This window comes from Thiohalocapsa marina (assembly GCF_008632335.1).
Taxonomy (GTDB): domain Bacteria; phylum Pseudomonadota; class Gammaproteobacteria; order Chromatiales; family Chromatiaceae; genus Thiohalocapsa; species Thiohalocapsa marina.
This window is the reverse complement of the sequence record NZ_VWXX01000004.1, coordinates 21,971-33,585: the sequence shown is the minus strand read 5'-3', so window position 1 is coordinate 33,585 and position 11,615 is coordinate 21,971. Positions and strand designations below refer to the sequence as shown.

Sequence of the window (11,615 nt, the reverse complement as noted above, 5' to 3'; positions counted from 1 at the left end):
CATTTCCGCATTTTCCCGGCAACCGGTATATTGACGGCTTCCTGTCGTTCCGGTCCGACTGCTGCGCCATGTCCGATACGCCCACCGTTGCGCCGCCCACGGGCGCCGCCATCCTGTTCGATGTCCTGCGCGACCTCGGCGTCGAGGTCATCTTCGGCCATACCGGCGGCGCGGTGATCCCGCTGCATGTGGAGCTGAACAAGCGCATGCGCCGCGGCGAGCCGGTGCCGCGCTTCGTCATGTGCCGCCAGGAAGGCGGCGCGGGCCATGCCGCCGAGGGCTATGCCCGGGCCAGCGGCCGCGTCGGCGTGGCGCTGGCCACATCCGGGCCTGGTGCGACCAACCTCGTCACCCCCATCGCCGATGCCTACAAGGACTCGGTACCGACCCTGTTCATCACCGGACAGGTACCGAGCGGCGCCATCGGCAGCGACGCCTTCCAGGAGGTGGATACGGTCGGCATTACCCGGCCCATCGCCAAGCACAACTACCTGGTCCGGGACGTGGCGGATCTGGCGTCGACCCTGCGCGAGGCCTTTGCCCTGGCGAGCCATGGCCGTCCTGGCCCGGTGGTGGTGGATATCTGCAAAGACGTCCAGCTGGCCCGCCTGACTCGGGCCAACCCGCCGCGTCGCCGGCATCGGGCCGCGGTCCCGTTCGATCCCGCCGCGGCGGATGCCATCCTGGACGCGCTGGCAGCGGCTCGGCGACCCGTGGTCAAGGCCGGGGGCGGCGTTATCCATGCCGGGGCCGCGGCTGCGCTGCTGCATTTCGTGCAACGCTTCGACGTGCCGGTCACCACCACCTTCAATGCCCTCGGCGCGGTGCCGGCTGAGTCGCCGCACAACCTGGGCATGCCCGGCATGCATGGCAGCATTCCGGCCAACTACGCCCTGCGCGATGCGGATCTGATCCTGACCCTGGGCGGTCGCTTCGACGACCGGGTGGCGATGAAGGGCTTTGCCGACGGCAAGCGCATCGCCCATGTGGACATCGACGCCAGCGAGATCGACAAGACCATCAAGGCACATCTGTCACTGGTGGCCTCGGCGGACCGGTTCCTGGCCCACGCACTGGAAACCGGGCGCCAGGCGAGCCATGCCGAGTGGATGGTGCAGGTGCAGGGCTGGCGCACGCAGATGCCGCTGCCCTATGCGGGCGGCGCCTACATCAAGCCGCAGGCGGTCATCGAGCTGCTGTCGGAGCTGACCGGCGGCGACGCCACCCTTGCCACCGGGGTCGGACAGCATCAGATGTGGGCCGCGCAGTACTACGCCTTCCGCCGGCCGCGGCAGTGGATCAGTTCCGGCGGGCTCGGCACCATGGGGTTCGGGCTGCCTGCAGCCCTGGGCGCCTGGTACGGCAATCCCAATCATCCGCTGCTGCTGGTGGATGGCGACGGCAGTTTCCAGATGAACCTGCAGGAGCTGGCCACCGTGGTTGCCAACCGCATCCCACTGAAGATGTTCGTGCTGAACAACAGCTTTCTCGGCATGGTGCGCCAGTGGGAAGACATGATGGACGATGGCCATCATCACGAGACCTGCCTCGCCCGGCAGCACGACTGCGACCCCGACTGCACCGACATGGACCACAACTGTCGCCGTCAGTTACCCAATCTGACGGCACTGCGGATGGTGTACCCGGGACTGAAGACCCTGCGCGTGCGGCGGCCGCAGGAACTGCGCGATGTACTGGCGGAGGCCGTGGCCCATGCCGGGCCGGTGCTGGTGGATGTCTGGGTGGACAAGGCGGAGAACGTGCTGCCGATGGTGCCGCCGGGGCAGCAGCTCGACGCCATGATCGAATCCTGATGCAACGCTTGACGCAACGCCTGCGCTGCAGGCTCGCGGACCCCTGTGCCGGCCCCGGCCTCCGGTGCGCATGGCGGTGATGGTTGTGTTGCCGATTTGCGCGTACCATACTAGCCGCGCAAGATACCAATCCAATATTCGTCGGTTGCCGCAACCGCTTCGGATCCCGCACTGATTCTGATCCTGGACCGGATCAGAGAGGCCGACAGCTCAGTGCCTACCTTGGGAAACGCCCGGTCTGGCGGGTCTGACTCGGGCGCGTCTGCAACGACCAGCATGAATTGACACAAGGGGATGTACCGTCCATGACTGCCTTCTCGAAACTGCACGCGCAGAACCACAAGATCACCGAACTGTCCAATGTCTTTCTGTACTTGGTGCAGAGTCGCGAGATGTGCGATACCGAGACCGCATGCGACGTCTTTTTCGAGTACAGTTCCAAGGTCCGTGAGCACATGGAACTGGTGGACCGCGAGTTGTGCGGCAAGCTGATCTCGTATCCGGATCAGAGCATGAAGAACACCGCTGACCGGTTCCTGTCCGGCTCCACCGAGATCAAGCGTATCTTCAATGACTACCTGAAGGAATGGTGCAACGAGACCCACCGTCACCTCACCATTCGTGACCATCAGGAGTTTCTGGAAGAGACCGAGCACATGTTCCGGCTGGTGCTCGACCGCATCCAGCGCGAGACCGAGCATCTCTACCCGCTGGTGCGCAAGATCGAGGAAAAGGACGCCGCCGCGGCCTGAGCGGGCCGCGGCAGCTAGGCCAGTCTCTCAGCCGGTGGTGTCGCCCTGGAACCGGCGGCGAAAGAACTCCGGCTGCGCCATAGACGCGGTGTGGATATCGGCGTTGTAGTAGGTGGTGTCGAAGCGCCGCGCATCTACGTCCGCGCGGCGGAAGCCGTCGATGCGCGCGTCCTTGCGGGCCATGGTGGCGCTCCACCAGCCGGACGGATAGATGGTCTGCGGGAAGAACAGCGTGCGCAGGTCGGCAAAGCCCGCCGCCTGCAGGTCTGCGCGCATGCCGCCGATGATGTCCATGTGATACAGCGGTGACTCGCTCTGCTGCACCAGCAGGCCGCCGTCGGCCAAGGCGCGCAGGCAATGCCGGTAGAACTCCTCGGTGAACAGGCCCTCGGCCGGCCCGACCGGATCCGTGCTGTCGATGATGATGACATCGAGGCTGCCGGCCTCCGCTTCGCGGATCCAGCGGATGCCGTCGTCGAACAGCAGATTCGCGCGTGGGTCCTGGTTCGATGCAGTCAGTTCCGGAAACCAGGTCTCGGCGATGCGGGTCACGCGCTCGTCGATGTCGATCTGGGTGGCGGCGGTGACCTCCGGGTGCTTCAGCACCTCGCGCAGGGTGCCGCAATCGCCGCCACCGATGATGCACACCCGTTCCGGCGCCGGATGGGTGAAGAGCACCGGGTGGGCCAGCATCTCGTGATACAGGAAGTTCTCGCGGCTGCTGAGCATGGTGAAGCCGTCGATGACCATCAGGTTGCCGAAGTGTTCGGTCTCGTATACGGCGATGGTCTGGTAGGGGCTGCGCTCCTCGTGCAGCTTGCGGCGCACCCGCAGGGAGAAGGCACTGCCGGCGGCATCCACCACCTCGGTAAACCACTCTTTATCGTCCAGCATGACTCTATTCGGCGCAGGTTGATCAGGCGCGCAAGTGTGGCGCCGTGCGGGCCGCGCGTCAACGCGGATAACGGTCGTCGAGGTTGGCCGGGCAAAGCACGTCGCGCATGATGCCGATCAGTTCCAGCAACTGGTGGTTGCGAATGCGATAGAAGATGCGGTTCGCCTCCTTGCGGGCGACGACGATGTTCTTGTTGCGGAGCTGTTCCAGGTGCTGCGAGATGTTGCTCTGTGAGGTGCCGGTGCGTTCGACGATCTCGCCCACTGATAGCTCCCGGTCGCCCAGGGAACAGAGGATCTTCCAGCGCAGGGGGTGCGCCATGGCCTTCAGCGCCATCGCGGTGAGGGCGGTGTCTTCCTCGGGGGGGTCGGCGGGCGTCTGTTCGGTCATCACGGTTGCTCCGTCTCCTTGGGGTTGGCGTGTTCGTCGTCTGGGTCGATGCGCACGTAACCGGTCATGTCCTTGGCAATGCAGATGATGTCGCTGATCCGTCCGTCGCTGTCCTTCACCGCCGTGCGCGAGAACAGGATCGACACCCGTCTGCCGTCCTGGGCGATGAAGCGGGCGTCGATCTTGGCCAGGGCGCCGGTACGGATCAGCGCCTCCAGCCAGGTGCCCATGAAGGCCCCGGCCTCGGCATCGCCTTCCTCTTCGAACACGTCGCCGATGGCCAGACCGATCAGGTCCGCCTCGGCATAGTCGAGCATGCGGCAGGCGGCCGGATTGGCCGTCTTGATGATCCCCTCCGGCGTCAGCACCAGCAGCGCCTCGCCCATATGGGTGAGGATGTTCTGCAGATACTGTCGTGCCTGTTCCAGCTCGGCAGTGCGTTCCGCCACCAGCCGTTCCAGCTCGCGGTTGAGCGAGCGTTCCTTGCTGATCAGGCGGAAATAGGTGCTGATCTTGTTGATCAGAAGGTTGTCGTCGATGGGCTTGAGCAGGTAGTCGACCGCGCCGACGGCGAAGCCGCGTTGCTGGAACTCCTCGGACTTGAATGCCGCGGTGAGAAAGATGATGGGCACGTCGCGGGTGCGCTTGCGCAGCTTGAGCATCGACGCGGTCTGGAAGCCGTCCATCTCCGGCATCTGCACGTCCAGGATGATCAGGTCGATGTCGCGGTGTTCGAGGCTGAGATCGATTGCCTCGCGTCCTGAGGCGGCCTCCAGCACCTCTGCGGCGAGGTGCTTCTCGATCAGCGTCCTCAGTGTGTACAGGTTGTGCGCATGATCGTCGACGATCAAGATCTTGTATTCGGCTGCGCTCATGCGGATGGCTGCGGCGTCGCTGTGGATCCCGTGGCTGTGTCGAGGACTTCGGTAACCAGCCCCGCCAAGGCATCGTCGGCGATGGGCTTTTGCAGGAAGCCGTGGGCACCGGCTTCCAGGCACCGCCGGCGCTGTTCCTGATCGAGGCTGCCGAGGATGACGATGGGCAATTCGCTCAGGCCCATGTCATCACGAATGTGTCGGATCGTATCACAGGTCTTCCGTGTGGTGTCCGGGGTCGGGGCCGGGATTGCGTCCTGGGTTGTGTTCGGGGTCGCGTTGGGGGTGCGGCCCTGCGCCGGGTGTTCAGGCATCTCCTGCGCCGCCAGCAGTAGCAAGGCGCAGTCGCGTTCCTCCGCCAGGGTTTCCAGGGCCTCCTCGCCGTCGGCCGCCGTCTGCACCCGCACCCCCAGGGTTTCCAGCTGCGAGGCCACGGCCACCAGGCTCTGCACGTCCCGCTCCACCAGCAACACCCAGTGTTGGCCTTGATCCACCGGCAATGGCTGCGGCGCGGGCACAGCGGGCGCTTGCGTGTCCTGCGACGGCGATGCGCCGCCGTGCATGACCTGGATGATCTCCACCGACTCCAGCCCCCGGGTGTCGACGGACAACGGCAACCGCAGCGTGAAGCGGGAACCCTGGCCCAGGGTGCTGTCGACGTCGATGCGCCCGCCCAGCAGTTGCGTCAACTCGCGACTGATGGACAGGCCGAGCCCGGTGCCGCCGTAGCGGCGGCGGGTGGAGCCGTCGGCCTGCTGGAAGGCATCGAAGATGATCTGTTCCTTGCCCGGCGGGATGCCGATGCCGGTGTCGGTGACCGAGATGGCGACGGCATAGGGCGGCCGGTCCGGCGAGACGGTGACGACGACGCTGCCGTGCTCGGTGAACTTGACCGCATTGGACAGGAAATTCTTCAGTATCTGGCCGAGCTTGCCGCGATCGGTGTAGACCCGTGTCGGCGCCTGTGGATCATGCTCGACGCGGAACGCCAGTCCCTTGTCGCCAAACAGCGGCCGGACCAGACGCGCCAGTTCCGCCAGCATCGGGGCCAGTTCCACCCATTCCAGGCTGACCGTGACGGCGCCGGCCTCGATCCGCGAGATGTCCAGGATGTTGTCGATCATGGCCCGCAGGTCGCGCCCTGCCTCGTTGATGACCCGGGCCTGCCGGCGCTGCTCGCCGTCGAGGCCGGACTCTTCCGCCGCGAGCATCTTCGACAGCAGCAGGATGGCATTGAGCGGCGTGCGCAGCTCGTGGCTGACGTTGGCCAGGAACTCGGACTTGTAGCGATTGGACTGCTCCAGCTGGCGGGTGTGCTGGCGCTCGCTGGCCACATGCTCTGCATGGGTGCGGGCCAGGGCGTTCAGCTGCGACGCGAGGGCGCGGACCTCGCGCGGGCCACCCCAGTCGAAGCGGCGCGTGTCGGTATTGCGCAGGATGGTCTCGATGCCGCTGGTCAGTTCCTGGCCGAGGCGTTCGGCGCGGCTGGCTAGCCAGTGGGCGATGCCCATGACCGTCAGTACCAGGATCAGCACGATGGACAGCACGCGCAGGATCAGGGCGTCGCGAAAATCCTCCAGCGGCGACGGGTCCACCGGCCGTCCCACCCAGAGCGGCGCTGCGTCCTCGGTCATGAACATCGGCACCCAGAGCAGGGGCGGGCCCTCGCCCCCACGCCACAGGGCGAGCTTGTCCTCGGCGAAGATCTGCTCCAGGCCCGGAAAGTCGGTGAACGCGCGTGACTGGTTGCTGATGGGCTTGCCCGGACGCAGGTAGCTGCCGGCGTCGTTCACCCACAAGGTGTCGCGGTAGAACTGGGCCAGACCGGCCACGTCGATGGTCATCAGCAGCAGGCCGCGGGGCCTGCTGTCCGGCTCGCCGCCGATGGGGCTGGCCAGCTGCAAGGTCATCATCTGCCGCGGATCGGCGCTGGCCGCGTGCGGATTGATGCGGATGCGGCTGAAGATCACCTCGCCCGGCTGCAGCTTGAGGCCGGCGTCGACGAAGCCCTGGCTGGGCGGCTCCGGCGGCTGCTCGGTGGGATGCCACTCCCGGGTCTGCGGGTCGCGCCGCAGCCAGAAGCGCTCGTTGCCGTCGGCATCGATGAACAGGATCTGGATGATGTCGACCTGGTCGGCCAGCATCTGGTTGATCCAGCCGGTATAGCGGGCCCGGGCCAGATCGATCTGGAGTTCGCCGACCGCGTCGCCGAGGATGATGCCGGGCTCGGGCAGCTTGGCCAGCATGCGGATCATCTCGTCACGGCTGGCCAGATGCTGGTCCAGATCGCGAAAGTCCGCGCGCAGGTTTTGCAGATAGGCCTTCTGATAGAACAGTGCCGTGCGGTCGAGCACCAGGGGCAGGTTGATGACCACGGCCAGCAGCAGCGGCGTCAGGCCGAACAACAGCAGCAGCAGCAGGATGTAGTAGCGGAGCCTCATGGCGCCCAAAAAAAGACCGGCCGGGGCGGGCCCGACCGGTCGGTGTGTGCGGTGATCCCGCAGGCGGATGGCTGGACGATCATTCCTGACGGTGAGCCCAGGGTGGACCGATCAGTCCGACCGCCTCTGCAGCGTACGGTTTAGCCGTCGCTCTTGGTGATGACTACGCGGCGCTGCTCGACCGAGAACGGATCGACGCCGGGGAGCAGGTCACGCTTGCCCATGCTCTGGGCGGGGGCCAGGTGCTCTTCCGGGTAGCCCTGGGCGATGAAGTGATCGCGCACGGCATCCGCCCGGCGATAGCCCAGACCCATGTTGTACTCGTCGGAGCCCTTGGCGTCGGTGTGGCCGACGATGGTGATGTACTCGTTCTCGGGGGTGGCCTTGACGCGGGCGATGTAGTCGTCGATGTCGGCGAGGACCTCGCGGTTGACCACATAGTCAGGCACCACATACTTGTCGAACTCGAAGTTCAGCGCGATGGTGACGGACTGCGGAACGGCCATCTCGCAGGGCGGCAGGTTGTTCGGGCCGTCAGGATAGGCGCTCTGCCAGCATTCGCCGGCGCTGTTGGCCCACAGCTGGCCGTTCGGCAGGCTGACATCGCCGGCGGCGTACCAGTAGGATTCTTGGGTGTCGACGGAGGCGACGACAGGACCGGCAAGGCCGTTGGCGACGGCAGCGGTGCTGCCGATGGACAGGGCGAATGCCGCAGAAACGGCCAGCGCGGTGGCGCGGGCGGATGCGATCGTCTTCATGAGTGGCTCCTTGGGTTCACGCGTGTTGGTTTACGGGTGTTTGGGTTTGCGGTTGAGTTTGCGCAGTTCAGTCCGGCAGAAATGGCGTCGTGCAGCGGGCGACGACGGCCACAGCCATCGCGCCCGGCTGCTGCCGTGGCTAAATGATAGCGCACTGTCGGAAAAATGAAACAAAAAAATACGGAAAATCCGCAGTTTTGCGGTTTTGACAACGTGCGATCCGCCAAAAACCGGCTGATTTTTTCGTTGTGGTAATTATGATACGCTGTCGGTCCCGAGTCCGCGGGTCAATTCCAGCACCGCCGCGGCATGCCCCTTCGGCTTTACGTCGTAGAGCGCGTGGTGAATGGTTCCGTCGCGTCCGATGATGAAGGTGGAGCGGCGAATGCCCTGGCGTTTTTCGCCGTTCTTCTCCTTCTCCTGCCAGACGCCGTAGCGACGGCAGACCTCGCCATCGGTGTCGGCCAGTAGTCGCACGCTCAGCCCGTGCTTGTCGCGGAAGGCGCCGTGGCTGGCGCAGGTGTCGCAGCTGATGCCGGCCAGATCGGCGCCGGCGGCGACGAAGTCGTCATGCAGGTCGGTGAATTCGAGGGCCTCCATGGTGCAGCCGGGGGTGTCGTCCTTGGGGTAGAAGCACAGCACCAGATTGCCCGTGGCCAGCAACTGGTCTGAGCTGACGCGCTCCATGTCTGCATCGGGCAATGAGAAGGACGGGGCTTGATCGCCTGGTTGCAGCATCGGAGGTCCTCGGCGGTGAGCGGGTGCGTTGGCGTTCGGTCGGCTGCACGGCCTGTGCAGGCGCCCTGTGCGCCGGACGACGTGCGCCTCTTTTTGGCCCCGGAATGTAGAGCGGCCCGGGTCGCTCGTCAACTCCCGGAATCGTCCGTGAATTCCGCGGTCGGTTCCGGTTGGGCCAGATGCACACTGGCCACGGTGCCGCCACCGATACGGTTGCCCAGGCGGATCTCCATGCCGTTGGCGACGGCCAGCTGGCGCGCCACCGCCAGCCCCAGACCGGAGCCGCCGGTGCGGCGGTTGCGCGATCCCTCCAGGCGGTAAAACGGCCGGAAGACGGCTTTGCGCTCGCTTGCGGGGATGCCGGGTCCGCGGTCGAGGACAAAGATGGCGCCGCCGTCCGGGGTGCAATCCAGCCGGATCTCCACCATCCCGGCGCTGTAGCGCAGTGCGTTCTCCAGCAGGTTGCCCAGGATGCGTCGCAGGGCCATCACATTCACCGCGCGTACGCAGGCGCCCTGGGGCTGCCAGCGCAGCCGGGGCCGGTTGCCGACCACCTCGCCGATGAGCCTGGTGAGTTCCACGTCGTGCCGATCGCCCGTGCCAAGGGTGCGACCCAGTTCCACCGCCTGGGCGATCTGCTGATTCATCTCCTCGATGTCCTGCTCCATGCGCGTCGCCAGCGCCGGAGCGGTCTGCTCGGGCAGCATCTCCAGCGCCAGCCGCAGCCGGGTCAGGGGCGTGCGCAGGTCGTGCGAGATGCCGGCCAGCAGCACCGTGCGGTCCGCCAGCAGTTCGCGCACTTGCTGGCTGGTCCGGTTGAACTGCCGGGCCAGGCTGGCGATTTCCCGCGCGCCGTTTTCCGGCAGGGGATCCGGCGAGCGTCCCTTGGCCACCGCCTCCGCGGCCTGTGACAGGCGGGTCAGCGGCAAGGTCATGCGCCGCGCCAGCACTGCCGAGGTCACGATCAGCAGCCAGAGCGCCGCACCCGAGATCACCAGCAGGCCCGCCATGGGCTTGGTATTGATGCGGTTGCGCGGAAAGCCGGCCCAGACGGTGCCCTGTGCGGTGTCGATGTCGACCCAGAACCAGCGGGTGTTGTCGATGACGTTGCTGGTCATGCGCACCGGGCGGCGCAGCCGTTCGCCCAAGGACTGGCTCAGGCGCGTCACGTAAGGAAAGAAGTAATAGCGCAGCTCCTGCGGCGGCTGGTCTTCCGTTCGCAGGCGCAGCTGGTACTCGTCCAGCAGCCTGGCGCGGTACTCCTCGCGGATGTCCGGCGGCAGCTGGACCAGGGTGTGTGCGGAGAGCTCCATCAGGGCCGCCAAGTCTTCGGTCGAGCGCTGCACCACCGGAATCAGTGCGTAGTGGACTATGGCGGCGACAGTCGTGACGGCGAAGGCCCCGAAGGACAGCACCAGGGTCAGCAACACCCGGCCGAAGATGGTTTTCGGGAGCGGCCGGAACAAGCGGGTCAGGCCTCCGGCTGGGGCGTGAACATGTAACCGCGGCCCCAGACCGTGCGGATGTAGAGCGGCTGCTTCTTGTCGGGCTCGATCTTGGCACGCAGGCGCGCCACCTGCACGTCGATGCTGCGGTCGAACGGGCTGCGTTCATAGCCCTTGAGCAGGTCCAGCAGGCGGTCCCGGTCGAGCAACTGATTGGGGTGTTCTGCGAAAATGCGCAGCAGGTCGAATTCGTTGGCCGTTAGCGGCACCGGTTTTCCGTGCTGCGTCAGCCGGTGCGCGGCCAGGTCCAGGCGGTAGGGGCCGAAGTCCAGCTGCTGCCCGTTGCCGTGCGGCTCCGCGGCCTTGGCGCGACGGCGCAGCACGGCGCGGATGCGGGCCAGCAGTTCGCGCGGATTGAACGGCTTGGCCAGGTAGTCGTCCGCGCCCACCTCCAGGCCAACGATGCGGTCGACGTCGTCGCCCCGGGCCGAGAGCATGATGATCGGGATATCGGACTGCGCCCGCAGGCGTCGTGCCAGGGTCAGCCCGTCGTCCCCCGGGAGCATCAGGTCCAGGATCAGCAGGTCCGCCTGGTGATCTTCCAGCCAGGCGAACATGGCGCCGCCTTCCTCAACGCCGCTGACCTCGTAGCCTTCCCGACGCAGGTAGTGGGTCAGCAGGTCCCGCAGGGATGCATCATCGTCCACCACCAGGATGCGATGGGTGGACTCGGAGGTGGCTGCACGCATGGCGGATATCCTGGTTTTTGAGGCATTGTGGCTGATCGAGCCCCGAATCGGGTGTCACGGAAACGTGTCTGTTTTGGCATTGCCGAGGCATTGCGGGCGCGTCGTGGTTGCGGCACGGTCCGTTGCGGATACTCAGCCCGTCACAAAGTGTAACAATATTAGTATTTACCGAAATAAAAAATCATCCCGCACCTTGGATAATGCCCAGCAATCCCGCGGTAATCGCGGACGGCAACGCCGCTGCCAGTGGCAGGCTGCTGATCCGGTGAATCCGCTTTGCACCGACGACGCGATGGCAGAGGGCCATCGACGGCGTCCGAATCGGAGGTAGTACACAATGAGTTTCGACGCTTTGACAATTGGTGGTCTCCTGCTGGCCATCATCAGCGGCGCCTTCCTCATCGGCCTGGTCAGGAACAACGACAGCATCAAGCAGCAGCGTACCCTCGGCATGCATGATGGCGACGCGCACAGCGCACGTCACGTGGGCTGACCAACCTACCAGCCGGGCGCCGTAAATACAGCGCCTGGTGCATGCACTCCGGGGCGCCTGCTCGCATCGCGAGCGTCCCTCAGAGTGCCAGATTTCTGGGCAGCAAGCCAGTTGGCCGCCACGACAGCTACACACCCTGTCGCGGCGGCTTTTTTGTGCCTCCTTTCAAGGGGTACAACCCGCGTCGCAAACCCGACGCAGGCTGGGTTTGGCAAGTGCCCGCCCGGACAATCCGGCAACGGGTTTGGGGTCAGCCCGCGTCGAT

General features: G+C 65.7%; 11 protein-coding genes. 3 read left to right on the top strand and 8 right to left on the bottom strand.

Going from position 1 to position 11,615, the window contains the following annotated elements; genetic code table 11:
* The first annotated feature begins 68 nt into the window (after positions 1–68).
* Positions 69–1,814 carry a biosynthetic-type acetolactate synthase large subunit gene (ilvB, locus tag F2Q65_RS04240; RefSeq protein ID WP_150090770.1) on the top strand — a complete coding sequence of 582 codons (1,746 nt, stop codon included), beginning with the start codon at positions 69–71 and terminating at the stop codon, positions 1,812–1,814.
* Between the two features lie 305 nt (positions 1,815–2,119).
* On the top strand, positions 2,120–2,566 hold the full coding sequence (locus F2Q65_RS04235; RefSeq protein ID WP_150090768.1) for a hypothetical protein: 447 nt from the start codon (positions 2,120–2,122) through the stop codon (positions 2,564–2,566).
* A 27-nt stretch (positions 2,567–2,593) separates the two neighbouring features.
* Here the strand turns inward: F2Q65_RS04235 and speE are convergent, their stop codons facing one another.
* The 8 genes from speE to F2Q65_RS04195 form a co-directional block, all read right to left on the bottom strand.
* Entirely contained in the window at positions 2,594–3,460 is an 867-nt protein-coding gene (speE, locus tag F2Q65_RS04230; protein ID WP_150090766.1) for a polyamine aminopropyltransferase, read from the bottom strand.
* Between the two features lie 58 nt (positions 3,461–3,518).
* Positions 3,519–3,851, bottom strand: a complete 333-nt coding sequence (locus F2Q65_RS04225) for an ArsR/SmtB family transcription factor (protein WP_150090764.1) — start codon at positions 3,849–3,851, stop codon at positions 3,519–3,521.
* Positions 3,851–4,726, bottom strand: coding sequence for an ATP-binding response regulator (locus F2Q65_RS04220; RefSeq protein ID WP_150090762.1), 876 nt, complete (start codon positions 4,724–4,726; stop codon positions 3,851–3,853). Before F2Q65_RS04220 ends, F2Q65_RS04225 begins: the two co-directional genes overlap by 1 nt.
* Positions 4,723–7,167, bottom strand: coding sequence for an ATP-binding response regulator (locus tag F2Q65_RS04215; protein ID WP_150090760.1), 2,445 nt, complete (start codon positions 7,165–7,167; stop codon positions 4,723–4,725). Before F2Q65_RS04215 ends, F2Q65_RS04220 begins: the two co-directional genes overlap by 4 nt.
* A gap of 140 nt (positions 7,168–7,307) precedes the next feature.
* A complete protein-coding gene (locus F2Q65_RS04210; protein WP_150090758.1) occupies positions 7,308–7,925 on the bottom strand; it encodes an OmpA family protein in 618 nt (205 codons plus the stop codon).
* Between the two features lie 255 nt (positions 7,926–8,180).
* Positions 8,181–8,663: a peroxiredoxin gene (locus tag F2Q65_RS04205; protein ID WP_150090756.1), complete on the bottom strand. Its 483-nt coding sequence runs from the start codon at positions 8,661–8,663 to the stop codon at positions 8,181–8,183.
* 128 nt (positions 8,664–8,791) lie between these two features.
* Positions 8,792–10,129: an ATP-binding protein gene (locus F2Q65_RS04200; protein WP_246155961.1), complete on the bottom strand. Its 1,338-nt coding sequence runs from the start codon at positions 10,127–10,129 to the stop codon at positions 8,792–8,794.
* A gap of 5 nt (positions 10,130–10,134) precedes the next feature.
* Positions 10,135–10,857 (bottom strand): response regulator, encoded by a 723-nt coding sequence (locus F2Q65_RS04195; protein WP_150090752.1) that lies wholly within the window; start codon positions 10,855–10,857, stop codon positions 10,135–10,137.
* A gap of 337 nt (positions 10,858–11,194) precedes the next feature.
* On the opposite strand from F2Q65_RS04195, the gene F2Q65_RS19400 reads away from it, so the two are divergent.
* Entirely contained in the window at positions 11,195–11,350 is a 156-nt protein-coding gene (locus F2Q65_RS19400; RefSeq protein WP_170265512.1) for a hypothetical protein, read from the top strand.
* Positions 11,351–11,615: the final 265 nt, after the last annotated feature.

Bases quoted from the DNA above. Each gene is read 5' to 3' on its own strand.
- F2Q65_RS04235 (WP_150090768.1), top strand. From the start codon at position 2,120: ATGACTGCCTTCTCGAAACTGCACGCGCAGAACCACAAGATCACCGAA.
- ilvB (WP_150090770.1), top strand. From the start codon at position 69: ATGTCCGATACGCCCACCGTTGCGCCGCCCACGGGCGCCGCCATCCTG.
- F2Q65_RS04225 (WP_150090764.1), bottom strand. From the start codon at position 3,851: ATGACCGAACAGACGCCCGCCGACCCCCCCGAGGAAGACACCGCCCTC.
- speE (WP_150090766.1), bottom strand. From the start codon at position 3,460: ATGCTGGACGATAAAGAGTGGTTTACCGAGGTGGTGGATGCCGCCGGC.
- F2Q65_RS19400 (WP_170265512.1), top strand. From the start codon at position 11,195: ATGAGTTTCGACGCTTTGACAATTGGTGGTCTCCTGCTGGCCATCATC.
- F2Q65_RS04205 (WP_150090756.1), bottom strand. From the start codon at position 8,663: ATGCTGCAACCAGGCGATCAAGCCCCGTCCTTCTCATTGCCCGATGCA.
- F2Q65_RS04215 (WP_150090760.1), bottom strand. From the start codon at position 7,167: ATGAGGCTCCGCTACTACATCCTGCTGCTGCTGCTGTTGTTCGGCCTG.
- F2Q65_RS04210 (WP_150090758.1), bottom strand. From the start codon at position 7,925: ATGAAGACGATCGCATCCGCCCGCGCCACCGCGCTGGCCGTTTCTGCG.
- F2Q65_RS04195 (WP_150090752.1), bottom strand. From the start codon at position 10,857: ATGCGTGCAGCCACCTCCGAGTCCACCCATCGCATCCTGGTGGTGGAC.
- F2Q65_RS04220 (WP_150090762.1), bottom strand. From the start codon at position 4,726: ATGAGCGCAGCCGAATACAAGATCTTGATCGTCGACGATCATGCGCAC.